At 68.4% G+C, this 24,703-nt stretch carries 26 protein-coding genes; 17 read left to right on the top strand and 9 right to left on the bottom strand.

Features of this window, described 5'->3' with window-relative positions:
• Nucleotides 1–5: 5 nt before the first annotated feature.
• The 3 genes from gatB (at nt 6) to ACRSCF_RS01930 (ending at nt 4,123) form a co-directional block, all read left to right on the top strand.
• Nucleotides 6–1,451, top strand: coding sequence for an Asp-tRNA(Asn)/Glu-tRNA(Gln) amidotransferase subunit GatB (gatB, locus tag ACRSCF_RS01940; protein WP_016453590.1), 1,446 nt, complete (start codon nt 6–8; stop codon nt 1,449–1,451).
• A 148-nt stretch (nt 1,452–1,599) separates the two neighbouring features.
• Complete coding sequence (locus ACRSCF_RS01935; protein WP_244387741.1) at nt 1,600–2,823, top strand: serine hydrolase domain-containing protein; 1,224 nt, start codon at nt 1,600–1,602, stop codon at nt 2,821–2,823.
• Nucleotides 2,824–2,956: 133 nt separating this feature from the next.
• On the top strand, nt 2,957–4,123 hold the full coding sequence (locus ACRSCF_RS01930) for an HPP family protein (RefSeq protein ID WP_016448554.1): 1,167 nt from the start codon (nt 2,957–2,959) through the stop codon (nt 4,121–4,123).
• A 64-nt stretch (nt 4,124–4,187) separates the two neighbouring features.
• Here ACRSCF_RS01930 and serA read toward each other — a convergent pair whose 3' ends face one another.
• On the bottom strand, nt 4,188–5,417 hold the full coding sequence (serA, locus tag ACRSCF_RS01925) for a phosphoglycerate dehydrogenase (RefSeq protein ID WP_012202286.1): 1,230 nt from the start codon (nt 5,415–5,417) through the stop codon (nt 4,188–4,190).
• A gap of 358 nt (nt 5,418–5,775) precedes the next feature.
• Between serA and ACRSCF_RS01920 the strand changes: the two genes are divergently transcribed.
• The 4 genes from ACRSCF_RS01920 (at nt 5,776) to ACRSCF_RS01905 (ending at nt 8,158) form a co-directional block, all read left to right on the top strand.
• The gene (locus tag ACRSCF_RS01920) at nt 5,776–6,756 is read left to right on the top strand and encodes a hypothetical protein (protein WP_074922598.1); all 981 of its coding nucleotides are present in this window, start codon (nt 5,776–5,778) and stop codon (nt 6,754–6,756) included.
• Nucleotides 6,757–6,805: 49 nt separating this feature from the next.
• Nucleotides 6,806–7,369 carry a nitroreductase family protein gene (locus ACRSCF_RS01915; RefSeq protein WP_017404909.1) on the top strand — a complete coding sequence of 188 codons (564 nt, stop codon included), beginning with the start codon at nt 6,806–6,808 and terminating at the stop codon, nt 7,367–7,369.
• A 122-nt stretch (nt 7,370–7,491) separates the two neighbouring features.
• Complete coding sequence (locus ACRSCF_RS01910; RefSeq protein WP_016448557.1) at nt 7,492–7,728, top strand: hypothetical protein; 237 nt, start codon at nt 7,492–7,494, stop codon at nt 7,726–7,728.
• Nucleotides 7,729–7,804: 76 nt separating this feature from the next.
• Nucleotides 7,805–8,158, top strand: a complete 354-nt coding sequence (locus ACRSCF_RS01905; RefSeq protein ID WP_063327711.1) for a hypothetical protein — start codon at nt 7,805–7,807, stop codon at nt 8,156–8,158.
• A 30-nt stretch (nt 8,159–8,188) separates the two neighbouring features.
• Here ACRSCF_RS01905 and ACRSCF_RS01900 read toward each other — a convergent pair whose 3' ends face one another.
• The 3 genes from ACRSCF_RS01900 to pyrE form a co-directional block, all read right to left on the bottom strand.
• Entirely contained in the window at nt 8,189–10,798 is a 2,610-nt protein-coding gene (locus ACRSCF_RS01900; RefSeq protein WP_034365672.1) for a membrane-bound PQQ-dependent dehydrogenase, glucose/quinate/shikimate family, read from the bottom strand.
• 170 nt (nt 10,799–10,968) lie between these two features.
• Nucleotides 10,969–11,583 (bottom strand): hypothetical protein, encoded by a 615-nt coding sequence (locus tag ACRSCF_RS01895; protein WP_016453597.1) that lies wholly within the window; start codon nt 11,581–11,583, stop codon nt 10,969–10,971.
• A gap of 46 nt (nt 11,584–11,629) precedes the next feature.
• Nucleotides 11,630–12,331 carry an orotate phosphoribosyltransferase gene (gene pyrE, locus ACRSCF_RS01890; RefSeq protein WP_016453598.1) on the bottom strand — a complete coding sequence of 234 codons (702 nt, stop codon included), beginning with the start codon at nt 12,329–12,331 and terminating at the stop codon, nt 11,630–11,632.
• A 10-nt stretch (nt 12,332–12,341) separates the two neighbouring features.
• Here pyrE and ACRSCF_RS01885 point away from each other — a divergent pair, with 10 nt between their 5' ends.
• From ACRSCF_RS01885 to ACRSCF_RS01875, 3 genes are all read left to right on the top strand, one after another.
• Entirely contained in the window at nt 12,342–13,145 is an 804-nt protein-coding gene (locus tag ACRSCF_RS01885) for an exodeoxyribonuclease III (protein WP_034365711.1), read from the top strand.
• 92 nt (nt 13,146–13,237) lie between these two features.
• Nucleotides 13,238–13,513, top strand: coding sequence for a type II toxin-antitoxin system CcdA family antitoxin (locus ACRSCF_RS01880; RefSeq protein ID WP_016453599.1), 276 nt, complete (start codon nt 13,238–13,240; stop codon nt 13,511–13,513).
• Entirely contained in the window at nt 13,510–13,674 is a 165-nt protein-coding gene (locus ACRSCF_RS01875; protein ID WP_016448564.1) for a CcdB family protein, read from the top strand. The genes ACRSCF_RS01880 and ACRSCF_RS01875 overlap by 4 nt, the downstream gene beginning before the upstream one ends.
• A 70-nt stretch (nt 13,675–13,744) precedes the next feature.
• Here ACRSCF_RS01875 and ACRSCF_RS01870 read toward each other — a convergent pair whose 3' ends face one another.
• Genes ACRSCF_RS01870 through ACRSCF_RS01860 form a run of 3 tightly spaced genes read right to left on the bottom strand, consistent with a single transcriptional unit; the run spans nt 13,745 to nt 16,636 of the window.
• A complete protein-coding gene (locus ACRSCF_RS01870; protein WP_012202277.1) occupies nt 13,745–15,169 on the bottom strand; it encodes an NAD(P)(+) transhydrogenase (Re/Si-specific) subunit beta in 1,425 nt (474 codons plus the stop codon).
• A complete protein-coding gene (locus ACRSCF_RS01865; protein WP_012202276.1) occupies nt 15,166–15,510 on the bottom strand; it encodes an NAD(P) transhydrogenase subunit alpha in 345 nt (114 codons plus the stop codon). Before ACRSCF_RS01865 ends, ACRSCF_RS01870 begins: the two co-directional genes overlap by 4 nt.
• Nucleotide 15,511: 1 nt before the next feature.
• Nucleotides 15,512–16,636, bottom strand: a complete 1,125-nt coding sequence (locus ACRSCF_RS01860; RefSeq protein ID WP_016453602.1) for a Re/Si-specific NAD(P)(+) transhydrogenase subunit alpha — start codon at nt 16,634–16,636, stop codon at nt 15,512–15,514.
• 325 nt (nt 16,637–16,961) lie between these two features.
• Between ACRSCF_RS01860 and ACRSCF_RS01855 the strand changes: the two genes are divergently transcribed.
• Together ACRSCF_RS01855 and ACRSCF_RS01850 are read left to right on the top strand one after the other, a co-directional pair.
• Nucleotides 16,962–17,237, top strand: a complete 276-nt coding sequence (locus ACRSCF_RS01855; protein WP_074922588.1) for a zinc ribbon domain-containing protein — start codon at nt 16,962–16,964, stop codon at nt 17,235–17,237.
• A gap of 86 nt (nt 17,238–17,323) precedes the next feature.
• On the top strand, nt 17,324–17,962 hold the full coding sequence (locus tag ACRSCF_RS01850; protein ID WP_034365678.1) for an MBL fold metallo-hydrolase: 639 nt from the start codon (nt 17,324–17,326) through the stop codon (nt 17,960–17,962).
• 13 nt (nt 17,963–17,975) lie between these two features.
• Here ACRSCF_RS01850 and ACRSCF_RS01845 read toward each other — a convergent pair whose 3' ends face one another.
• Nucleotides 17,976–18,662, bottom strand: a complete 687-nt coding sequence (locus ACRSCF_RS01845; RefSeq protein ID WP_013800207.1) for a Crp/Fnr family transcriptional regulator — start codon at nt 18,660–18,662, stop codon at nt 17,976–17,978.
• An 84-nt stretch (nt 18,663–18,746) separates the two neighbouring features.
• Between ACRSCF_RS01845 and ACRSCF_RS01840 the strand changes: the two genes are divergently transcribed.
• The 5 genes from ACRSCF_RS01840 (at nt 18,747) to ACRSCF_RS01820 (ending at nt 23,770) form a co-directional block, all read left to right on the top strand.
• On the top strand, nt 18,747–19,742 hold the full coding sequence (locus ACRSCF_RS01840) for an ABC transporter substrate-binding protein (protein WP_034365681.1): 996 nt from the start codon (nt 18,747–18,749) through the stop codon (nt 19,740–19,742).
• Nucleotides 19,743–19,754: 12 nt separating this feature from the next.
• Nucleotides 19,755–20,552, top strand: coding sequence for an ABC transporter ATP-binding protein (locus ACRSCF_RS01835; protein ID WP_016448569.1), 798 nt, complete (start codon nt 19,755–19,757; stop codon nt 20,550–20,552).
• Complete coding sequence (locus tag ACRSCF_RS01830; RefSeq protein ID WP_034365684.1) at nt 20,542–21,297, top strand: ABC transporter permease; 756 nt, start codon at nt 20,542–20,544, stop codon at nt 21,295–21,297. The genes ACRSCF_RS01835 and ACRSCF_RS01830 overlap by 11 nt, the downstream gene beginning before the upstream one ends.
• 116 nt (nt 21,298–21,413) lie before the next feature.
• Nucleotides 21,414–22,289 (top strand): TauD/TfdA dioxygenase family protein, encoded by an 876-nt coding sequence (locus ACRSCF_RS01825; RefSeq protein ID WP_016448570.1) that lies wholly within the window; start codon nt 21,414–21,416, stop codon nt 22,287–22,289.
• A 23-nt stretch (nt 22,290–22,312) separates the two neighbouring features.
• Nucleotides 22,313–23,770: an aldehyde dehydrogenase family protein gene (locus ACRSCF_RS01820; RefSeq protein WP_016448571.1), complete on the top strand. Its 1,458-nt coding sequence runs from the start codon at nt 22,313–22,315 to the stop codon at nt 23,768–23,770.
• Between the two features lie 10 nt (nt 23,771–23,780).
• On the opposite strand, the gene ACRSCF_RS01815 is transcribed toward ACRSCF_RS01820, so the two are convergent.
• Complete coding sequence (locus tag ACRSCF_RS01815) at nt 23,781–24,683, bottom strand: M48 family metallopeptidase (RefSeq protein ID WP_244387737.1); 903 nt, start codon at nt 24,681–24,683, stop codon at nt 23,781–23,783.
• Between the last annotated feature and the right edge of the window lie 20 nt (nt 24,684–24,703).

Here is a 24,703-nt window from a genome sequence, read left to right as displayed (position 1 = left end):
ACCCCATGACCGCGAAACTCATCCAGGGCTATGAAGTCGTCATCGGCTTCGAGACCCACGCCCAGCTGGCCACCCAGTCCAAGATCTTCAGCCGCGCCAGCACCGCCTTCGGCGCCGAGCCCAACACCCAGGCCTGCGCCGTGGACATGGCGCTGCCCGGCACGCTGCCGGTGATGAACAAAAAGGCCGTCGAGTGCGCCATCCGCCTCGGCCTGGCGCTGGGCTCGCACATTGCGCCGCGCAGCATCTTCGCGCGCAAGAACTACTTCTATCCCGACCTGCCCAAGGGCTACCAGATCTCGCAGTTCGAGATTCCCGTGGTCCAGGGCGGCGAGGTGTCCTTCTTCCTCGGCGACGAGAAGAAGACCATCCGCCTGGTGCGCGCCCACCTGGAGGAAGATGCCGGCAAGTCGCTGCACGAGGACTTCATCGGCCAGTCGGGCATCGATCTGAACCGCGCCGGCACGCCGCTGCTGGAGATCGTGACCGAGCCCGACATCCGCAGCACGGAAGAAGCCGTGGCCTACGCCAAGACGCTGCACCAGATCGTGACCTGGATCGGCATCTGCGACGGCAACATGCAGGAAGGGAGCTTCCGCTGCGACGCCAACGTCTCCGTGCGCAAGCCCGGCCAGCCGCTGGGCACGCGCCGCGAGATCAAGAACCTCAACAGCTTCAAGAACATGCAGCTGGCCATCGACTATGAGATCCGCTGGCAGATCGAGGAAATCGAGGACGGCCGCCGCATCCAGCAGGCCACCGTGCTGTTCGACCCCGACACGGGCGAGACGCGCTCCATGCGCACCAAGGAAGACGCGGCCGACTACCGCTACTTCCCCGACCCCGACCTGCCGCCGCTGGTGGTCGCGCCCGAGTGGGTGGAACAGGTCAGGGCCGACATGCCCGAGCTGCCGCGCGCCATGGCCGCGCGCTTTGTCGAGCAATACGGCCTGCCCGAGTACGACGCCACCACGCTGACGCAAAGCCAGGCCATGGCCGCCTACTTCGAGGACACGGCCCGGGCCTGCAATGCGCCCAAGCTGGCCAGCAACTGGATCATGGGCGAGATCTCGCGCCGCCTGAACACCGAGGAAATCGGCATGGAGGCCGCCAAGGTCTCCAGCGCCCAGCTGGCCGCGCTGATCCAGCGCATCGGCGACGGCACCATCTCCAACAACGCTGCCAAGCAGGTGTTCGAAGCGCTGTGGAGCGGTGAAGGCAGCGATGTCGATGCCATCATCGAGGCCAAGGGCCTCAAGCAGATGAACGACACGGGCGCGCTGGAGAAGATCATCGACGAGGTGATCGCCGCCAATCCGGCCAACGTGGAGCAGTACCGCGCAGGCAAGGACAAGGCCTTCAACGCCCTGGTCGGCCAGGTCATGAAGGCTTCCAAGGGCAAGGCCAACCCGGCGCAGGTCAACGAGCTGCTCAAGGCCAAGCTGGCCTGACCACACGCCCGGTCCACCCGGTCCACCAGGCCCGCCCACCGTGGCGGGCTTTTTTTCGTGTGCACGCTCCGCGCCGGCTGTCCCGCACCGAACAGCGCCTGCGCCCGCATGTCTCCAGAATCCCTGCCATCGCACCTGAGGAGACAGCATGACCACCAGCACCGACCGCCTGCACATCCCCGGCCTGCCCTGGGCCGACTCCCCTGAAGCCGTAGGCCTGGGCGGCGCGCGCCTGGCGCGCCTGTCGGCCCGGCTGCAGCGCGGCGTGGACACCGGCGAGATCCCGGGCGCCGTGGCCCTGGTGGCGCGGCGCGGCAAGCTGGCCTATCTGGAGAGCTTCGGCCTGCTGGACCCCGAGGCCGGCACGGCCATGCGGCCCGATGCCATCTTCCGCATCGCCTCCATGAGCAAGCCCATCACCTCGCTGGCCATCATGATGCTGGCCGAGCAGGGTCGGCTGTCCATCATCGAGCCCGTGGAGCAGTACCTGCCCGAGCTGGCCGCGCTGCGCGTGGGCCTGGAGCGCGCGCCGCTGGCACGCTCCATCACGCTGCAGGACCTGCTGCGCCACACCTCCGGCATTCCCTATGGATTCGCCGGCACCGAGCACCCCGTCAAGAAGATGTACCTGGATGCGGGCCTGTTCAGCGGCAAGTTCACCAATGCGCAGTTCATCACCAGGCTCGCGCAGCTGCCGCTGGTGGCCCAGCCCGGCGAGACCTGGGAATACGGCATGTCCACCGATGTGCTGGGCCGCGTGGTCGAGGTGGTCAGCGGCCAGACGCTGGCCGCCTTCGTGCGCGAGCACATCACCGGGCCGCTGGGCATGGCCGACACGGGCTTTCATGCGCCCGACAGCGAGATCGCACGCGCCGCGCGGCCCCAGCCCGAAGGGCCGCAGAAACAGATGCCGCCCATCCCCCCGGTCACGCGTGCCATGATGTTCGAGTCGGGCGGCGGTGGCATGGTCTCGACCATGGCCGACTACGCGCGGCTGTGCCTGTTCTGGCGCAACGGCGGCACGCTGGACGGCGTGCGCCTGGTCTCGCGCAAGACCGTGGAGCTGATGACCTCCAACCACCTGCCCGCCAGCGTGCGCATGGGGCCGGACATGGCGTATTTCGGCGCCCAGCTGCCCTCGCCCGAGGTGGGCCAGGGCTTCGGCCTGGGCTTTGCGGTGCGCACGGCGCCCGGCCTCAACCCGCTGCCGGGCAGCGTGGGCGACTTTTCATGGAGCGGCATCTACGGCACCTTCTTCTGGATCGATCCGCAGGAGGACCTGTTCGCCATCCTCATGATGCAGTCCATGGCCCAGCGCATTCCCTACCGCTGGGTGATGCGCGAGGGCGTGTACCAGTCCGTGGTGGACTGAGCCGGCAGGCGCGCTGCACCGAAAGGGTGCAAAGCCCATGCTGCCAGCAAGAGCGGCGTCCCTTCCTAAAATGACGCGCTTTTGCAGCCCTGCCCCAGGGCCGCGCAGGCAAAGACAACAAGACAACAAGGCCATGGGCTGGAACAGAAAAGCATGGGGGCCGGTGGTGCCACGCCCCGCGCCTGCGGACATGTGGCGCGTGGCCATGGGCTCCATCGTGGGCATGGGAATGGCCACGGCCCTGGTCTGGCTGGCGCATGCGGGCACCTGGGATCTTCCCCTGCGCCTGTTCGCGCCGCTGGGCGCCACGGCTGTGCTGCTGTTCGCCGTGCCCACCAGCCCGCTGGCCCAGCCCTGGTCCTGCGTGGTGGGCAATACGGTGTCTGCGCTCTGGGCCCTGTTCGTGCTGCAGTGGAGCCCGCCCCAGCTGGCCCCTGCGCTGGCCGTGGGCGGCGCCATAGGCTGCATGCTGCTGACGCGCTCGCTGCACCCGCCGGGTGGCGCCATGGCCCTGCTGACGGTGCTCAACGCCAAGGCCTCGCTGGCCGCCGGCTGGATGCTGCCCTTCGTGCCCGTGGGCGCGCTGACGCTGGCGCTGGTCCTGGCGGCCACGGCGCTCCACCGCGCCACGGGCCGGCGCTATCCCCACCATGCCGACACGGCGCCCAAGGCCGCGCCCGCCGATGCGGCCCACCGCCATGCCTCGCGCCTGGGCCTGTCCCATGCCGATCTGGAGGGGCTGCTGCTGCGCTTCGGCCAGGAAAACAACCTGGAAGCCGATGACCTGGCCGAGCTGCTGGCCGCCGCCGAGGAAACCGCCATCGAGCACCGGCTGGGCGGCGTGCGCTGCGCCCAGCTGATGACGCGCGATCCCGTGAGCTGCTCCATGGACGACGACGTGCACGCCGTGGCCGCACGCTTTCGCGCACACCCGGCCAAGAGCCTGCCGGTGCTGGACGCCGATGGCGGCCTGGCCGGCACGGTCTCCCGTGCCGAGCTGTACGAGTGGCTGTGGATGAGCCCCGTGCGCCCGGCCGAATCTGCGGCAAAGCCTTCTTTGTTGAACTGGCTGGGCCAGCGCCTGCCCGGCAAGAGCCGGGCCGTGCCCCGTCTGTCGGAGCTGCCCCAGCTGGTTCATGCGCCTGAACTCAGCGTGGACGAGGACACGCCCGTGGGCCAGTTGCTGGACGCCCTGGCCCGGCACAGCGTGCCCTGCATTCCCGTGATGCGCGAAGGCCGGCTGACCGGCCTGATCACGCGCACGGACCTGATGCGGCTTCTGCTGCAGCCGGGCAGATAGGGCGAGCCGGCAATGCGCCAGTTTCAGGAAGTGCGCCCAAGCGCAGCATCCTGAAACCTGACCATCAGAACAGCACGCGGCAGCGGATGGTGCCCGGAACCTGGGTCAGTTTCTCGACCGCCAGGCCCGAGGACTGGGCCGCCAGGTCGATCACCACATAGCCCACCTTCTCGTCGGTGCGCAGGTACTGGCCGGCAATGTTGATGCCGTTCTCGGCAAACACCTGGTTGATGGCCGACAGCACGCCGGGCTGGTTGTGGTGCACGTGCAGGATGCGGTTCTGGCCGGGGTGGGCGGGCAGGGCCACTTCGGGGAAGTTCACCGCCGAGGTGGTGGTGCCGTTGTCGCTGTACTTGACCAGCTTCTCGGCCACTTCCAGGCCGATGTTGGCCTGGGCCTCCATGGTGGAGCCGCCCACGTGCGGGGTCAGGATGACGTTGTCCAGGCCGCGCAGGGGCGAGACGAATTCATCCTTGTTGCTGCGCGGCTCGGTGGGGAACACGTCGATGGCGGCGCCCAGCAGCTTGCCGGCCTTCAGGGCCTCGGCCAGCGGCTCGATTTCCACCACGGTGCCGCGCGAGGCATTGATCAGGATGGCGCCGGGCTTCATGGCCGCGATTTCCTTGGCGCCGATCATCCACTGGGTGGAGGGCAGCTCGGGCACGTGCAGGGTGACGATGTCGCTGCCGGCCAGCAGATCGGCCAGCGATGCGGCCTGGCGCGCATTGCCCAGCGGCAGCTTGGTGGACACGTCATGGAAGAGCACCTGCATGCCCACCGACTCGGCCATCACCGACAGCTGGGTGCCGATGGAGCCGTAGCCCACGATGCCCAGCGTCTTGCCGCGGATTTCGTAGGAGTTCTCGGCGCTCTTGAGCCAGCCGCCGCGGTGGGCGGAGGCGTTCTTGGCGGGCACGCCGCGCAGCAGCAGGATGGCCTCGGCCAGCACCAGCTCGGCCACCGAGCGCGTGTTGGAGTAAGGCGCGTTGAAGACCACCACGCCACGCTCGCGCGCCGCGTCCAGGTCCACCTGGTTGGTGCCGATGCAAAAGCAGCCCACGGCCACGAGCTTTTGCGCGGCGGCGAACACGTCGGCCGTCAGCTGCGTGCGCGAACGGATGCCGACGAAGTGCACGTCGGCGATCTTGCGCTTGAGCTCCTCGCCTTCCAGCGCGCCCGTCACGGTCTCCACATTGGTGTAGCCCGCGTTGCGCAGCACTTCGAGTGCGGAAGGATGGATGCCTTCGAGCAGCAGGAACTTGATCTTCGATTTATCCAGCGACGTTTTGGTCATGGGCGAGCCCTCTCTAGTCAGTCAGAAATCAAACCGAGCATTACAGCGGATTCGGGAAGCCGCTACAGCCGGTAGGCCCAAAGCCAGCGCGCCCGCAAGCGGGAGAACCATGCGCCCTGCGGCCATGAACATCCCGCCATCCGGCAGACACCCATTGCAGGACGGCGCATGCCACGGGAGCACATGCACACTTCGACTTTGGCGCGAAATGTAAAACATTGAGAACCGGTGCGCCCGTGCGCGGCAGCCTTCCTAGAATTCGCGCGTCTGTGTCCGGCGCTTTCAAATCAATAGCAACAGAACAGGCCTGCAGGCGGGCCGGACGCGCCCTTGTTTTACGAACCAACCGAGGAATCCGATGATTACAAACATGCTGCGCAGGATCGAGGACCTGCTGGTGCAGGTGGTGCGCGTGGTGCTGCTGGTGTTCTCCCTGCTCGTGCTGGTGGGCATGGCACTGTGGACCTGGGAGAGCTTCAGGCCCGGCAAGGCCGAGGCGCCCCAGGCCGTGGCCCAGGAATTGAACTGGAAGGACGCCAGGCCCGACCTGCAGTTCGTCGTGGACGAAACCAGCCGTGACCTGGGCGCGGGCGGCGGCGAACCCGCCATGGAAAAGCGCCTGGCCGATCCGGCGCTGCGCCCCGCCTTCCAGAAGGCCGACGCCCTGGTGCGCGCCTTCGTGAACAAGGATCCTGCGCGGCGCGAGCGCACCGAGCGGGACCACCAGGCCCGGGGCCTGGCACCGCTGCACCCGCTGCTGCAAGGCGACGCCCTGCCGTCCGAGGCCGATGTGCAGCGCCGCATCCAGGAGCGCGGCCAGCGCGAAGGCGATGCCGGGGCCGTGGATGCAGCGGCTGCCGATGCAGCGTCTGCCGACGCAGCGGCTTCCGCAGCCGCCTCCGCCGACGAGGAAGACAGCTGGATGGTCGATCCCGTGGATACCGCCGCCGCCATCCACGAGCGTGCCCAGGCCGCCGAGCTGGAACACGGCAAGGGCGCCTATGCGGCCTATGTGCAGGGCCTGCCCGCCGCGCTGGAGCAGGTCTTCGGCAATGCCGCGCTGGAGCCGCGGCTGCAGGCGCAGACGGCCCAGCAGATCCTGTCCACGGTGCTGCTGAACTACACGCTGTCCCTGGACAATGCGGCGCGCGCGCTGCGCGGCGAGGACAGCCACGGCAGCAGCTCCTGGAAGGAACGCTTCGGCGCCGTGGAGACGGCCTTCTGGAGCATGCTGATGTCATTCCTCGTGCTGGTGGTGATGGTGCTGGTCTTCATCCGCATGGAGCGCCACCTGCGCGTGATCAGCCAGCAGCATGGCCAGGCACCGCGCCAGCCCTGAGGCCTTGCGCTATCGTTGCCGCTTTCCTTTCTGCTTGCCGCCTATCCGCATGACACGCAACACCACCACCCCCATCCATCCGCAGTTCCTGGGCCGCATGTCGCCGCGCGCCTTCAGGCCCGAGGCACTGAGCCAGGCCCAGGTCGAGCAGCTGGCCGACGCCGCGCGCTGGGCGCCTTCGGCCAGCAACAAGCAGCCCTGGCACTTTGCCTATGCGCTGCGCGGCGATGCGAACTGGCAGGCCTTCAGCACCATCCCCAACGAGTTCAACCGCCGCTGGTGCCTGGAGGCGGGCGCGCTGATCGTGCTGATGTCCGACCGCCAGGCCTCGCCCGGCAAGCACAGCTTCGACGCGGGCTGCGCCTGGGGCTACCTGGCGCTGGAGGCCCACGCCATGGGCCTGGCCACGCACGCCATGGGCGGCTTCTCGGCCGAGGCCGCACGCGAGGTGCTGCGCCTGCCCGAGCACCTGGAGCCCGAGGTGGTGATCGCCGTGGGCTGGCGCGGCGATGCGGCCACCCTGCCCGACGATCTGCGCGAGCGCGAGGTGCCCACGCCGCGCAAGCCGCTGGCCGAAGTGCTGAGCGCCGGCCCCGTGGCCACGGGCGGCTGACGGCGGGTTCCAAGTCCTACGCCGCTTTGCGGGGATGCCCCGGATGGCCGCTCCAGGCCCCGGGGCTACACTGGCCCACAGGCCTGCGGCGCAGCAGGCGTCCATGACCCCAAGGAGTTGCCATGACACCATCCTCCAGCCCCAACCTCGACAAGCTGCGCAACATCGTCCAGAAGTTCGGCGCCAGCTCCTTCACCACGGACCAGGTGGCCAGCGAATACGACGACGCCCCGGCCACGGCGGAAAGCATCGAGCAGTTCGACGCCCTGCTGCAGCGCCATGCAGCCGTGCTGGGCATCCATTCCGTCCCCGGCAGCGGCGGCCAGGGCCACGGCGCCACCGTCTGGCAACCGGCCTGAGCACCGAAACCACGCAGGGCACTGCGCCGCTACACTCGCTGCGGCCGGCACTTTGCCGGCGCGCGGTTTCCTTTTGATGTCCTCACTCTCCCCCCATACCTGGCTGCAGCTGTCCGTGGCAGCCAGTGCCTTGCTGGTGCTCGCCTCCATCGGCTGGGTCTGGCACGGCACGCGCGCCCTGCCTGCGGATTCGCGCGATGGCCGCAGCGCCCGGCGCATGGCGGCCCTGTTCGCCCTGGGCGCCCTGGCCTGGCTGGCCTACGGCCTGTACACGGGCTATGCCGCGCTGTGGAAGGCAGACGCGCTGATGCTGTTCGCCCAGCAAGGCGCGCTGCTGCGCCTGCCGTTTCTGATCGGCGGACTGGCCTGGGTGGCCGCGCTGCTGGTCACGCGCGTGCTGCGCATGCTGGGCCGGGCCGGATCGGCATGAGCCGGCGCAGACCCCCACGGCGCTGAGCGCTCAGGGCGCCGCCACCTCCTTGGGCAGCACATAGGCACGCACGCTGTCGCCAGCCTTGGTGCCGGTCGAACCATGGCCACCCGCCACCACCACCAGGTACTGGCGCTGGTCCGTGCCCAGGTAGGTCATGGGCGTGGCCTGGCCGCCAGCAGGCAGGCGGTCCTGCCAGAGCTGGCGGCCGCTGTCCACGTCGTAGGCGCGCACATAGTTGTCCAGTGCCCCCGAGTAGAAGGCCACGCCGCCAGCGGTCACCACCGGGCCGCCAATGCCGGGCACGCCCATGCGAAACCCCAGCGGCAGCGGGCTCAGGTCGCGCGGCGTGCCGTTGCGGCGCTGCCAGACGATCTGGCCCGTGCGCAGGTCGGCACCCGCCACAAAGCCCCAGGGCGGCGCCTGGCAGGGAATGCCCAGCGGCGAGACAAAGGGCTTGAGCCGCACCGCAAACGGTGCGCCGAAGTTTTCGTTGAGCGCGGGCAGGCCGTCCTTGGGCGGGCCGCCATCCTGCACCAGCAGCGAGGTATCGTCCGCGCGCGGCACCAGGGTGGAGACGAAGGCCAGCCGCGTGGGCGTGGCAAACACCACCTGCCGGCGCGGATCCACGGCCACGCCGCCCCAGTTGAAGACGCCGAAGTTGCCCGGATAGATCAGCGAGCCCTGCTCCGAGGGCGGCGTGAAGCGCCCCTCGTAGCGCAGCCGGTGGAAGGCCAGCCGGCACCACAGCTGCTCGAAGGGCGTGGCACCCCACATGTCGCGTTCGGTCAGGGCCGGGGGATTGAAGCTCAGCTGCGAATGCGGCTGCGTGGGCGCCGTGCGGTCGCCGCGTGCCGCGCCCTGCGGCGCAGCCACCTCGGTAACGGGCAGCAGCGGCTGGCCCGTGCGCCGGTCCAGCACGAACAGCTCGCCCTGCTTGGTGGGCTGCACCAGGGCGGGCACGCTGTGGCCGCCGATCTCCAGGTCGATCAGGCTGGGCTGCGAGGGCACGTCGTAGTCCCAGAGATCGTGGTGCACGGTCTGGAACACCCAGCGCACGGCGCCCGTGGCGATGTCCAGCGCCACCACCGAGGACGAATACTGCTCGGCCTCGGCGCTGCGCCGGCCGCCCCATTGGTCGGGCGGCGCATTGCCCATGGGCACGAAGACGAGGCCCAGCGTCTCGTCCACGCTGGAGATGGACCAGCTGTTGGGCGAGCTGGGCACATAGGTCTGCCCTTCGGGCAGCGGCGTGCTGGTCGCTGGCCGGCCCGGGTCCCAGGCCCACAGCAGCGCGCCCGAGCGGATGTCGAAGGCGCGGATCACGCCCGAGGGCTCGCGCGTGGAATGGTTGTCCAACACCGTGCCGCCCACGATGATGCGGTCGCGCGCCACCACCACCGGCGAGGTCGAGTAGTACGAGCCCGGCTTGCGCTCGGGCATGCCCTGCCAGAGGTCGATCTGGCCCTGGCCGCCCGCCACGTTGCCGCAGGTCTGGCCGTCGGCGGGATTGAGGGCGACCACCTTGCCGTCGGCCGTGGCCATGAACAGCTTGGCGGTACAGCGGCCATCATCGGAGGAAGGGGCCGGGGAGACCGAGGAAGCCGGATCAGCCTGTACCGCCTGTACCGCCTGTGCGCCGGCCTTCCTTGCAGCCGGCGCCACCGCCGAATGCGTCTGCCCCGCCGCCGCATCGAACTGCGCGGCCGCCTGCGCCGACTGGTAGGACAGGCCCCGGCAGGTCAGGTGCTGCAGCGCCAGCCCCTTGGGCATGGGCAGGTCGCGCCGCCACAGCTGCTTGCCCGTGGTGGCATCGAGCGCAATCACCGACTGGTGGGGCGTGCACAGGAACAGGCGCTCGCCGATCTTCAGCGGCGTGACCTCGAACGTGGTTTCTTCGGGATCGCCGGGCTTGCCGCGCACATCGCCCGTGCGGAACTCCCAGGCCAATTGCAGCAGCCGCACGTTGTGCGGGCCGATCTGGCGCAGCGGCGAATAGCGCTGGCCCGCTCCGGTGCGGCCGTAGGCATGCCATTCGCCATCGGGCACGGCATCGGTGGCATCGCCCTGCAGCACCGGCGGGCTGCGCAGGCCGCCGGCATCGGAGGCCACCATGGACATGTTCTGCACGGCCGTGACCTGGCCGTCGGCCGGCAGGTCCGACGCAGCGGCGGCCGCCCCCGCAAACTGGCCCTGGGTTTCATGGGCATCGCGCTGGCGCCCGAAGGACAGGCCCGCGAGAATGGCCGTGCCCAGCACCACCAGCGCCAGCGCCGCATGGGCTGGTGCCAGGCCCCGGTTCTGGCCCATGTCGGGCTCATGGCGCAGCGCACGCACCGACCAGGGCAGCACCAGCAGCAGGCCCATCAACCAGGGCACCCCCAGGCGCCCCGCCAGCGGCCACCAGTCCAGCCCTATCTCCCAGACCGCCCACAGCGCGGTGCCCAGCAGCCACAGCGCAAACAGCCACAGCGCCATGGCCGAACGGCTCGCCACGCCCCACCCCACCACCAGCAGCAGCAGGCCGGCGATCACGTAGTAGCCGCTGCCGCCGGCCAGCAGGAGCTGGGCGCCGCCCCAGGACAGCCAGGCCCCGGCTGCCCACAGCAGCAAGGCCATCAACCAACGCCACACCGTCATGCTGCCTCCCTTGATGTCAGCCCGCAGACTCGATGCGCAAAGCCTAGCCCTGCATGCGGGCGCCGCATGCAGGACGAATTCGACTCAGCAAGCGTGCAACGAGAAGGAGGAAGGAAAGGAGGGGCAGGAAGGAGAAAGAACGCGGCGGCGGGCGCGGCGTTGGGCCTGCCTCAGCGGCGTGCGCTCGCAGCCCACAGCTGGCGCAGCTGCTGCAGCTCGGCATCGAAGCGCTCCTGGATGCGGCGCTTTTCCTGGTCCTGCTGCTGGACGAAGCGCTGCTGCTCCTCCTGCGAGGCCGTGTTCTCGTCGAGCTGGCGGCGCAGCGATGCCGGCGCCTTGGCGGGGTCTTTCCTGTAGAACTCCATCTCGGCATTCAGGGCCGTGCGCCGCGTCTGCAGTTCCTGCTGGCGCTGGCGCGCCACGGAGATGACCTGATCGACCTGGGAGATGGCCTCGGCACGCTCGGCATCGTGGGCGGCCTGGTTGGGGTAGCGCGTGATCAACGCCTTGTCGCGCGAGCGCTCCTCGCGCATGCGGCGCTGCTCTGCCTGGTCGCGGCGGCGCTGGGCGTCCAGTTCGGCGCGTTCGTTGTCGGTCAGCGTGGGGCCCACGCGGCGCAGCTCCACGCCGGAGTTGCCCAGCACGCGCTGGTCGCGGTCCACGCATTCGGCAATCGGGCGGTCGGCCGTCAGGCGGCGGCCACGGGCGTCGGTGCATGAATAGATGCCCGGCCCCAGGGGCACATCCTGGGCGAGCACGGCGCAGCCCAGCGTGGCCAAGCCCATGGCACACAGCAAGGATCGTGCATGCATCGCCCGCTTCATCAACCGCTTACCCCTTGTCGTTGACTCCATAACGCTGGCGGTAGGCCAGCACGCGCTCATGGTGGCCGCTGCCTGCGCTGCCACCTTGAATCTCAAGATAAAGCAATAAGTCTGCCAGTTTTGCAATAGTGCAGACCTGCATGCCCAGCTGGTTGCGCACGTACTGCACGGCGCTGTGGGGCACGTCCTGGCCATTTTCCGTGGCCATTTCCTGGCGGTCCAGCGCGATGGCCACGGCATGCGGCGTGGCACCGGCGGCGCGGATGATGGCGATGGACTCGCGCGCGGCCGTGCCGGCGCTCATCACGTCGTCCACGATCAGCACGCGGCCCTTGAGGGGCGCGCCCACCAGGGTGCCGCCCTCGCCGTGGTCCTTGGCTTCCTTGCGGTTGTACGCAAAGGGCTTGTTGATGCCCATGCGGGCCAGCTCCACCGCCACGGTGGCCGCCAGCGGGATGCCCTTGTAGGCCGGGCCGAAGATCATGTCGAACTCGATGCCGCTGGCCGCGATGGCTTTTGCATAGAATTCGGCGAGACGGCCCATCTTGCCGCCGTCATCGAACAGGCCGGCATTGAAGAAGTACGGGCTCATGCGCCCGGCCTTGGTCTTGAACTCGCCGAAACGCAGCACCCCTGCGTCAACGGCGAATTGCACAAATTCCTGCGCCAGACGGCCTGCGTCATCGGCCTGCAGATTACTCACCACCATGGATTCATCCTTGTTCAAATTGACCAGCCTCAACCTCAACGGCATCCGCTCGGCCTCGACCAAGGGCGTCGAAGCCTGGATCGAGGCCACTGCGCCGGATTGTATTTGCGTGCAGGAAATCAAGGCCCAGGCCGCCGACATGACCGGACGCTTCGAGCTGCTGGCCGGCCTGCGCGGCCACTTCCACTACGCCGAGAAAAAGGGCTACTCGGGCGTGGGCGTTTACAGCCGCCACGAGCCCAGCGACGTCGTGGTCGGCTTCGGCTCGCACGAATTCGACGCCGAGGGCCGCTACGTGGAGGCGCGCTTCGACACGCCATCGCGCAAGCTGTCCATCATCAGCGCCTACTTTCCCAGCGGCAGCTCCGGCGAACTGCGCCAGACGGCCAAGTTCCGCTTCCTGGCCGAAATGCACGCCCACCTGATGCGCATGAAGGGCGAACGCGAGTTCATCCTCTGCGGCGACATCAACATCGCCCACCAGCAGATCGACCTCAAGAACTGGCGCAGCAACCAGAAAAACAGCGGTTTCACGCCCGAAGAGCGCGAGTGGATGACAAAGTTGTTACACAAAACTGATCCCACGGGCGGCCTGGTGGACGTTTATCGCCTGCTCCAGCCCGACACCACCGACACCTGCTACACATGGTGGAGCAACCGCGGCCAGGCCTACGCCAACAACGTGGGATGGCGCCTGGACTACCACCTGGCCACCCCCGCTACCGCCGCGCTGGCCCGCACCGAGAACATCTACAAGGATGTGAAGTTCTCGGACCATGCGCCCGTGACCATCGGCTACGACATGAAGCTGTGAGACGTTCAAGCAGGGCCTTGGGTCGCGGCGGTTTGACTCGTCGCGCTCTCATACAGACACTGTGCGCATGATCTTTATCTGAGGGTTCCGAGATGAAATCCATTGCTGTCTCCAGCGCCAAGCGGCCAATCCATCTCACGATCAATGCAGATCTGGTGACGCAGGCCAAGGCCTATACCGACAATCTCTCGGCCACCATGGAATCCCTGCTGGCCGAATACGTTGCCAGGCAGGAGGGCGCACAGCGTGAGCGCCAACGGCTTGCCGACGCCTGCGCCAGCGACTGGAACGCGGTCAACATCTCGGTGGGTTCGTTCGCAGACGAGCTCTGCTGCCGCGCGGCACTCCAACCGTGGGTGCGAGGATGAATCCCGTGTTTGTCATTGAAGGCGTGCCGGTCGTCCTGCATGCCCTGGACATGGTTTCAGTCGCCCTGGATCAATTGGGTGAAGTGGTGGCCTCACTGGAGCATGAAGGCCAAGCCATCGCCGATGCGCTGGACGAATTGCTGACCCGGTCCGGGGGCTGACCCAAGATCGTTTTCAAGGAGGCCAGGGCTTGGGCCCTGCCCTCCTCGGACTTCAGCCCGGGCGCACGCCTCACTCCAGCGCCTTGCCCATATCCTCCACCACCTTCTTGGCGTCGCCGAAGACCATCATGGTCTTGTCCATGTAGAACAGCTCGTTGTCCAGGCCCGCATAGCCGGCCGCCATGGAGCGCTTGTTCACGATCACCGTCTTGGCCTTGTAGGCCTCCAGGATGGGCATGCCGTAGATGGGGCTGCCCTTGACGTGCGCGGCGGGGTTCACCACGTCGTTGGCGCCCAGGATGATGGCCACGTCGGCCTGGCCGAACTCGCTGTTGATGTCCTCCATCTCGAAGACCTGGTCGTAGGGGACCTCGGCCTCGGCCAGCAGTACGTTCATGTGGCCGGGCATGCGGCCGGCCACCGGGTGGATGGCGTACTTCACGGTCACGCCCCGTTCGGTGAGCTTGTCGGCCAGCTCCTTGACCGCGTGCTGGGCACGCGCCACGGCCAGGCCGTAGCCGGGCACGATGACCACGGTCTCGGCATTGCCCAGGACGAAGGCCGCATCGTCGGCGCTGCCGCTTTTCACGTTGCGCTGCTGCTGGGAGCCTGCGGCCGCGCTGGTGGCCTCGCCGCCGAAGCCGCCCAGGATCACGCTGAAGAACGAGCGGTTCATGGCCTTGCACATGATGTAGCTCAGGATGGCGCCCGAGCTGCCCACCAGCGATCCCGCAATGATCAGCATGCTGTTGTTCAGCGAGAAGCCGATGCCCGCCGCCGCCCAGCCCGAGTAGCTGTTGAGCATGGACACGACCACGGGCATGTCCGCGCCGCCGATGGGAATGATCAGCAGCACGCCCAGCAGCAGTCCCAGGGCGATGACCAGCACGATGTCCATCCAGCTTTGGCTGTGCCAGAAGCCGAAGACGAAGAAGGCCGCCGCCAGCCCCAGCACGGCGTTGAGTGCATGCTGGCCCTTGAACTGCACGGGCGCACCCTGGAACAGGCGGAACTTGTACTTGCCGCTGAGCTTACCGAAGGCGATCACCGAGCCCGTGAAGGTCACGGCGCCGATGAAGGCGCCCAGCGCCAGCTCCACGCGGTTGCCGCCCGGGATGGCGCCGCCCTTGGCCGTGATGGCAAAGGCCCAGGGCTCGGCCACGGCGGCCACGGCGATGAACACCGCCGCCAGGCCGATCATGCTGTGCATGAAGGCCACCAGCTCGGGCATCTTGGTCATCTCCACGCGCTGGGCCATGACGGCACCGGCCGTGCCGCCGACCAGCAGGCCCAGCAGCACCCAGCCCAGCCCCAATGCATTGCCACCGGCCAGCTGCACGATGAGCGCCGCCGTGGTCAGCACGGCGATCACCATGCCGGCCATGCCGAACAGGTTGCCCCGTATGGACGTGGTGGGATGCGACAGCCCCTTGAGCGCCTGGATGAAGCAGACGCTGGCCACCAGGTAGAGCAACGTGACGAGGTTCATGCTCATGACTGGCCCTCCGCCTTGGCATCCTTGCCGTCCTTGGCCGGAGCGCTCTTGCGCTCTTTCTTGCGGAACATCTCCAGCATGCGCCGCGTGACCAGGAAGCCGCCGAACACGTTGACCGCGGCCAGCGCCACGGCCAGCACGCCCATGGTCTTGCCCAGGCCCGTTTCCGTGAGCGCCGCCGCCAGCATGGCGCCGACGATGACGATGGCCGAGATGGCATTGGTCACCGCCATCAGCGGCGTGTGCAGCGCGGGGGTGACGGTCCACACCACGTGGTAGCCCACGTAGATGGCCAGCACGAAGATGATGAGATGGATGATGGTGGGGGATACGGCTTCCATGTCATTTCCTCCGCTGTGCTGCGAGTTGGCCTTCATGGGCCATCAGGCACGCGGCCACGATGTCGTCCTCCATGTCCACATGCAGGGCGCCATCCTTGTTGATGATGAGCTTGAGAAAATCGAGCACATTGCGTGCATACAGGGCCGAGGCATCGGCCGCCACCAGCGCCGCCAGGTTGGTCAGGCCCACGATGGTCACGCCATGCGTGACCACGGTCATGCCGGCCTGGGTCAGCGGGCAGTTGCCGCCGCGCTCGGCCGCCAGGTCCACGATGACGGCGCCTGGCTTCATGGCCTGCACCATCTCGGCCGTGACCAGCACGGGCGCGGGCCGGCCCGGGATCAGCGCCGTGGTGATGACCACGTCGGCCTGGGCCACGCGCTTGGCGACCTCGGCCTTTTGCCGGTCCAGCCAGCTTTGCGGCATGGGGCGGGCATAGCCGCCCACGCCTTCGGCGGCCTCCTTTTCCTCGGCCGTCTCGTAGGGCACATCGATGAACTTCGCGCCCAGCGACTCGACCTGCTCGCGCACGCTGGGCCGCACATCGCTGGCCTCGATCACGGCGCCCAGGCGCTTGGCCGTGGCAATCGCCTGCAGGCCGGCCACGCCCACGCCCAGCACCACGACGCGCGCGGCCTTCACCGTGCCGGCCGCCGTCATCAGCATGGGAAAGAAGCGCTGGTACTGGTTGGCCGCAATCATCACGGCCTTGTAGCCGGCGATGTTGGCCTGGCTGGACAGCACGTCCATGCTCTGCGCGCGCGTGGTGCGCGGAGCCGCCTCCAGCGCATAGGCCGTGATGCCCGCATCGGCCAGGCGCTGCAGGCCTGCGGGCTGGAAGGGGTCCAGCATGCCGACCAGCGTTGCGCCCTTGCGGACCAGGGGCAGCTCATCCTCCGAAGGAATGCGCACCTTGAGCACAAGATCGGCGCCCAGGGCGCCTGCCGCATCGACGATCTCGGCGCCCGCTGCCTCGAACAAGGCATCGGGCACGCTGGCCGCCACTCCCGCTCCCGACTGCACGCGCAGCACATGGCCTTGCGCACGCAGCTTCTTGACGGTCTCGGGGGTCGCGGCCACCCGGGTTTCTCCTGCCATGGTCTCGGCAGGCACGCCAATCAACATACCGGTTCTCCCTCGCGTGATGCCGGTACCCGCCCTGCGCTGCATTGCGCAGGCGGCGGCCCGGCCCATCCTCGAAAAAATCCTTGCGCGCCTGCATGACGGCAGGCTGGCTTGGCGGCACGGCTAGCTTGTATCACGGCCGCGTGGCGGCAGCCACGGGGTCTGCCCGCGAGGATGTCGCCTGTCCGTCACAAGACGTCGGATTGCCGCGAAATGACAGCCACATTAAATGATCGCCATCCACGACCCGGCGCACCGCTGCCGTGTCCCAATGCACCTTTGAGCGACTGCAGCGGCGCAGCCGCGCAGTGCGAAGGAAGGCACCATGGGACTCTTGCAAAGACTGTTCGGACAACACGCGCGCGGCGGCCATCACGGCGGCAATATCGGCGTCCATATCGGCGGGCATCACGCCGGCGGCGCATACCCGCCTGCGGCCGTGGCGGCGGTCTGCCCCGGCTGCCATGCATCGATTGCCTCCAGCTCGCGCTTTTGCCCGCAGTGCGGCGGCGCGGTGCTGCCGCAGGCCTGCAGGAGCTGCAGCGCCAGCCATCCGGCCGGTGCGCGGTTCTGCGGGCAATGCGGCCAACCGACCACCTGACGGCGCAAGCGGAGGCGGCCCTGCGCTGCCATCAGGGGAAGGAGCGGGAATAATGGGCGCTTTCGCCAGAAGCACCCACGCCGCCCATGCTCCAGTACCACACCATCCCCGTCACCGCCTTCCAGCAGAACTGCTCGCTGGTCTGGTGCGACCAGACCATGGAAGCCGCCGTCATCGACCCGGGCGGCGACCTGGAGCAGATCGGCTGGGAGATAGATCGCCTGGGCCTGGCGCTCAAGGCCATCTGGCTCACGCACGCCCACATAGACCACGCGGGCGGCACGCGCGAGCTGGCCGATGCACAGCAGCTGCCCATCATCGGCCCCCATCCCGGAGACCAGTTCTGGATCGATGCCCTGCCCCAGCAGGGCGCCATGTTCGGCTTCCCGCATTCGGACCCCTTCACGCCCACGCGCTGGCTGCACGATGGCGACACGGTGAGCATCGGCCAGGAAACGCTGCAGGTGCGCCACTGCCCCGGCCATACGCCCGGCCACGTGGTGTTCCATGCGCCGCAGATCGACCGCGCCTTCGTGGGCGACGTGCTGTTCGCGGGCAGCATCGGCCGCACCGACTTTCCCCAGGGCAACCACCAGCAGCTGATCGACAGCATCGTCCAGCGCCTGTGGCCCATGGGCGACCAGACCGTGTTCATCCCGGGCCACGGCCCCGAAAGCAGCTTCGGCCGCGAGCGCAAGAGCAACCCCTACGTGGGCGGGACCTGAGTCTGCAGCTGCCTCAGCCCAGCACCTCGATCCACCGATAGCCCAGACGCACGCTGCCGCCCGCCTGCAGCTTGCGCAGCTCCTCGTTCACGCGCTGGCGCGAGGCGCCCACCACATGCGACAGATCTCCCTGCGATATGCGCAGCAGGGTGCGGCCGCCGGGCAGGGGCTGGCCGTTCTCTGCCGCCAGCACCTGCAAGGTGGCCCAGACCCGGGCATGCAGCGTGTCCTCCGAACTGATGAAGATGGTGTCCAGCAGCCCGTTCACGCGCAGGCTCAGCAGGCGCGCCACAGCCAGGCATGCGGGCGCATCGCGCTCCAGGAAGTCCAGCAGCGGCTGGCGCGGCAGGACCAGCACCTCGACATCGCCATCGGCCACCAGGTCCACGGGCACGGGCGCATTGCCCAGCACCGAGCTGATGCCGGTGATCTCCCCGGCCTCCAGCCAGCGCGTCATGCGCTCGGTGCCGCCCACGGTGAAGGCCACGACACGAAAGCGCCCTGACAGCAGCACCAGCGCATGGTCGGCCGCATCGCCGCGCTTTTGCACGAACTGTCCATCGCGGTAGCGGCGCCTGGACCCTATGGCCCGCAGCCCGCGTGCCGATGCGGCCGGCAATTCGGCCAGCAGGTCCACGCGATAGCGCTCGCTGCGCGCCTGCGCCAAAGAGGTGTTGGGGGAACCGAGCTTGGTGTTCACCCGATCATTGTCCCTTTCGCGGCAATTGGCGCATAGCACCGTCCTTGTAATCGGCCCCATACCCACACGTATGGAGCCCGCCCCATGATCCGCACCACGCTCGCCCTGGTATCCGCCTTCGTGTTCGCCCTGCTCTCGACCCAGGCAGCCCTTGCACAGACGCCCACGCTGCGCATCCAGGACTACCCCGGCATCGGCAATTTCCTGGTGCGCGTGGCCAACGCGCGGGGACTGTGCGAGAAGCACGGCATACGCTGCGAACTGCGCCCCATCCCGCAGGCGCCGCTGGCGCTGCAGACCTTGCTGGCCGGTGACCTCGAAGTGGCGTTTACGCCGCCCGAGGTGCTGCTTCAGGCGGTCAACAAGGGCGCCGACCTCAAGGTGATCGGCAGCGGCGCCAGCGCGCCGACGTTCTTCCTCATGGCCTCGGCGGCCCTGCCCACCCCGCATGCCGCCCAGGGCTATCCCGCCGTGATGCAGGACTTCAAGGGCCGGCGCATCGGCGTGACGGCGCGCGGCAGCGCGGCCGAGTTCCAGCTCGTGAGCCTGCTGCAGGGCGCCGGCATGAAGGCGGACGACGTCACCATCGTCGCAGTGGGCTCGCCCAACACCGCCTTTCCGGCGATTGCGCAAAAGCAGGTCGATGGCCTGATGCTGTTCTCGCCCATGGACGGCTTTTGCGAGGTCAGCCAGGCCTGCCGCATCGTCGTCGATCCGCGCAGGGGCCAGGGTCCCGCCGAGGTGTTGGACACCAACGGCGCCGGCGTGCTGCAGGTGGTGCGCGCCGACTTCCTGCGCAAGAACGCCCCGGCCGTGGAGGGCTTGCGCCGCGCCATGAACGAGGCGGCCGACTATGCCCGCGAACCGGCCCATTTCGATGCATTGCTCAAAGTCGCGCAGGACAGCTTCAGGATCAACACGCCCGGCGGCGACCGGATCCTGGAAGTGGCGCTGCGCAACGCCATTCCTTCCATGCAGTTTGCGGTGGACCCCAAGGCCCTGCAGCATGCCGCGCGCTACCTGCAGCGCACGGGGCAGATCAGCCGGCTGATCGACACCGCGCCCCTGCTGGCGCAGTGAAGGGGGGGCGCCATGACTTCCAATGGATCGCAACTGCCGCCGCAGGCCATTGCCGCCGACGGCCTGCACCTGAGCTTCGACGGCCGCACGCAGGTGCTGGACAACATTGCGCTGCAGGTGGCCGAGGGCGAATTCGTCTCGCTGGTCGGGCCCAGCGGCTGCGGCAAGACCAGCCTGCTCAACCTCTGCGCGGGCCTGGTGGCCCACACCGGCGCCGGCACGCTGCGCGTGCTGGGCGAGGCACCGCGCCTGGGCAGTTCCCGCGTGGGCTACATGCTGGCGCGCGACAGCCTGCTGCCCTGGTGCACGGCGCTGGAGAACGCCGCCTTCGGCGCGCGCGTGCGCGGCGTCGGCACGGCCGACAGCACGGAGCGCGCACTGCGCATGCTGCAGGAGGTGGGCCTGGCCGACCATGCGCAGGCCCTGCCCAAGGCCTTGTCCCACGGCATGCGCCAGCGCACGGCACTGGCGCGCACCTTTGCGCTGGACGCGCAGCTGCTGCTGATGGACGAGCCCTTCGGCGCCCTGGACGCGCAGACCAAGCTGCAGCTGCAGGACCTGCTGCTGCGCCTGTGCCAGCAGCACCGCCACAGCGTGCTGTTCGTGACCCACGACCTGGCCGAGGCCGTGGCCGTCTCCGACCGCGTGGTGGTGATGTCCTCGCGCCCGGGCCGCATCATCGCCGACCTGCCCATAGACCTGCCGCGCCCGCGCTCCATCCGCGACCTGCAGAAGTCGCCGCGCTTCCATGAACTCTATGCGGCCCTGTGGTCGCAGCTTGAATCGGGATGGGTGCACCATGAAGGCTGACCGTCTGCAATGGCTGGCGCTGCATGCGCTGTTCATCTGTCTCGTGCTGGGACTGGCCGAATGGGCCGCCGCGCGCCGCTGGCTGGACCCCACCTTCTTCGGCCAGCCCAGCGGCGTGGCCGCCTATCTCTGGAACCATGCGGGCACGGCCCGGTTCTGGTCCGACCTGGGCTGGACGCTGGCCGCCGTGGGCTGCTCCTTCGTACTGGGCAGCGTGGCCGCCTTCGCCACGGGGCTGGCCTTCGTGCGCTGGCCGGCCATCGAGCGCTTTGCGGAGCCCTACTTCAACGCGCTGAACGTGATGCCGCGCATCGCGCTGGCGCCGCTGTTCATCCTGTGGTTCGGGCTGGGGCTGGGCAGCAAGATCGCCGTGGGCTGCTCGCTGACCTTCTTCATCGTGCTGTCGGCCACGGTGGCAGGCATGCGGGGCGTCAGCCAGGACCACGTCACGCTGTGCCGCACCCTGGGCGCCAGCGCCGCCACCACCTTCTTCGAGGTCACGCTGCCCGGCGCCGTCCCGGTGATCTTCTCGGGCCTGCGCCTGGGATTGATCTATGCCCTGCTGGGCGTGGTGGGCACCGAGATCATCGCCAGCGAAAAGGGCCTGGGCCAGACCCTGGCCTACCTGGGCTCCACCTTCGACATCAATGGCGTCATGGCGCTGCTGCTGGTGCTGGCCCTGCTGGGCGTGGGCATGGTGCGCTTCATGTCCTGGGCCGAGAGGCGGCTGCTGCACTGGCAGTGAGCCCGCCAGCCCTCTCTCCCCAACTCCCCCCTTCCTCCCTTCCTCCCTTCCTCCCTTCCTCCCTTCCTCCCTTCCTCCCTTCCTCCCCTCCCATCCGTTCCTTCAAGGAGTACCCCATGGCCAATGCCGCCCCCATGCAGCTGATCGACATCGACGCCCGCTACCACCACATCCGCCCCGTGCCGCGCATGCCCAACTTCGCGGCCTGGATCGAGGGCGTGGACCTGACCCGGCCCCTGTCCCCCGAGGTGCAGGCGGAACTGCGACAGGCCCTGTACGACTTCGAGGTCATCTTCTTCCGGCCCCAGGCCATCACGGCCGAGCAGCATGTGGCGCTGGCGCAGGTGTTCGGCCCGCTGTCCAAGGGCTCGTACTTCGAGCGCAAGAGCGGCATGCCCGACGTGGAGATGATCATCTCCGACAAGGACCGCCCGCCCGCCATAGACAACTGGCACACCGACATCAGCTGGAAGCAGCAGCCGCCGCTGGGCACCGTGATCCAGATCGTGACCACGCCGCCGGCCGGCGGCAACACCTGCTGGACCAGCACCAGCAAGGCCTATGACTGGCTCTCGCCCGGCATGCAGCAGTACCTGGAAGGCCTGCAGGCGGTCCATACCTGGGAGGAATCGGGCTTCCGGGAATACCTGGGCCGCAAGGGCGAGGAGGCGCTGTTCGAGGCGCTGCGCCAGTTCAAGCCGGTGACGCATCCCGTGGTGCGCACCAACCCCGATTCAGGCCGCAAGTGCATCTTCGTCAATGCCGATTTCACGCGCCACATCACGGGCGTGGACCGGCACGAGGCGCGCGGCGTGCTCGCCTTCCTGCTGGACTGGCTGAAGAAGCCGGAGTTCATGGTGCATCATCAATGGGACGCGGGCGGCATCGCCATCTGGGACAACCGCAGCACGCAGCACTATGCTGTGGCCGACTACTGGCCCCACTACCGCGTGAACCAGCGCGTCACCTTCGACACCCCTTCCACCCAATGACAACGAGACACGGAGACAGCTTCATGAGCACGCAAGAGCACCTGCAGTTCTATATCGACGGCCAATGGGTTCCCCCGGCCGTGCCGCGCACGCTGGATGTGATCAATCCGTCCACCGAGGAGGTGGCGGCCCGCATCAGCATGGGCTCGGCCGCCGATGTCGATGCAGCCGTGGCCGCCGCACGCCGCGCGTTCGACGGCTTCTCGCAAACCACGCGCGACGAGCGGCTGGCCCTGCTGGACAAGGTGCTGGCGGTCTACATGCGCCGCATCGACGAGGTGGCTCAGACCATCTCGCTGGAGATGGGCGCACCGCTGTGGCTGTCGCGTGCGGCCCAGGCCACCGTGGGCGCGGGGCACCTGAAGCAGACCCTGCAGGTGCTCAGGGACTTCGAGTTCGAGAGCGTGCGCGGCACCACCGGCATCGTGCATGAGCCCGTGGGCGTGGTGGGCATGATCACGCCCTGGAACTGGCCCATCAACCAGATCATGTGCAAGGTGGCACCGGCCCTGGCGGCGGGCTGCACCATGGTGCTCAAGCCCTCGGAGATCGCGCCGCTGAACGCCATCCTGGTGGCCGAGATCCTGCACGAAGCGGGCGTGCCGGCCGGCGTGTTCAACCTGGTCAACGGCGACGGCCCCTCGGTGGGCGAGGCCATGTCCGTGCACCCCGGCATCGACATGATGACCTTCACCGGCTCCACGCGCGCGGGCATTGCCGTAGCCAAGGCCTCGGCCGATACCGTCAAGCGCGTGACCCAGGAGCTGGGCGGCAAGTCGGCCAACATCGTGCTGGACGATGCCGACATCGAAAAGGCCGTGACCCAGGGCGTGAACGCCTGCTTCACCAATTCGGGCCAGAGCTGCAACGCGCCCACGCGCATGTTCGTGCCGCGCGCCCTGCATGCGCGCGCCGTGGCCGCGGCCAAGGCCGCTGCCGAGGGCATGAAGGTGGGCGATGCACTGGCCGACACGGGCGCCATGCACATGGGCCCCGTGGTCAGCGAGGCGCAGTTCCGCAAGATCCAGGGCCTGATCGAGGCCGGCATCGCCGAAGGCGCCACCCTGGTGGCCGGCGGCACGGGCCGCCCCGAGGGCCTTGCGCGCGGCTACTTCGTGCGGCCCACGGTGTTTGCCGACGTGCGCAACGACATGACCATTGCGCGCGAGGAGATCTTCGGCCCCGTGCTGGTCATCCTGCCCTACGACACGGAGGAGGAGGCCATCGCCCAGGCCAACGACACGCCCTACGGCCTGTCGGGCTATGTGCAGTCAGGCAGCCTGGAGCGCGCACGCCGCGTGGCCTCGCGCCTGCGCACCGGCATGGTCCACCTCAACGGTGCAGGACCGGACTTCGGCGCGCCGTTCGGTGGCTACAAGCAGTCGGGCACGGGCCGGGAATGGGGCGAGCACGGCTTCAAGGAGTACCTTGAAGTGAAAGCCGTGATGGGCTATCAACCCAAGCAAAAAGCCGCCGCCTGAAGGCGGCTGCCTACCCGCGCCGTGCGGCCTCGTAGAGGCCTTCCACGCGCGGGATGTTGCGCTCCAGCTCGCGGATGCGCTCGGGGCCTGCGGGGTGGGTGGACAGGAATTCCAGGCCGCCGCGGTCGCCCGTGGCCTGGCCCATCTTGCGCCACAGCGAGACCGAGGCCTGGGGGTTGTAGCCGGCGCGCGCGGCCAGCTCCAGGCCCACGAGGTCGGCCTCGCTCTCATCGCCCCGGCTGAATTTCAGCGACAGCAACTGGCCGCCCAGGCGGGCCGCCGCATTGCCCAGGTCGCCCAGGCCCAGCAATTGGGCGCCCAGCGAGATGCCGATGCTGGTGGCCTGGTTCTTGGCCAGCTGCTCGCGCGAGTGCTCGCGCAGCGCATGGGCCATTTCGTGGCCCATGATCATGGCGATCTCGTCGTCGGTCAGCTGCAGCTGGTCGATGATGCCGGTGTAGAAGGCGATCTTGCCGCCCGGCATGCAAAAGGCATTGATCTCCTTGCTGCCGATCAGGTTCACCTCCCAGCGCCAGGCATTGGCGCGCGGATTCCATTGCGCGGTGTAGGGGATCAGCCGCCGGGCGATGGCGCGCAGCCGCAGCAGCTGCGGGTTGCTGTCGCCGGCCAGCGCGCCCTGGGCGCGGGCCTTGGCCAGCAGTTGCTGGTACTGGTCGGTGGCGGCGCCTTCCAGCGTCTCGGCCGGCACCAGCTTGCGCAGGCCCGAGGCACCGCCCACCTGCACCTGGGCCGCCACCGGCGCCGTGGCCAGGCCCATGGCCGCCGCGCTACCGGCCAGCAAGAAACCGCGACGCGCGCGCCAGGGCGCGCAGGCACAGCCCCAGGCGGACGGGGCACAGGGCTCGGAGGAGAGATGGGATGGCTGCTGCATGTCGCCAAGTCTAGCGGCCATGCATGCCTGCAACATGCGGA

The organism is Delftia sp. 11MD (assembly GCF_050907895.1).
GTDB classification, from domain to species: domain Bacteria; phylum Pseudomonadota; class Gammaproteobacteria; order Burkholderiales; family Burkholderiaceae_C; genus Comamonas; species Comamonas tsuruhatensis.
The sequence above is the reverse complement of the archived record's forward strand: the minus strand, read 5'-3'. Positions and strand labels throughout refer to the sequence as shown.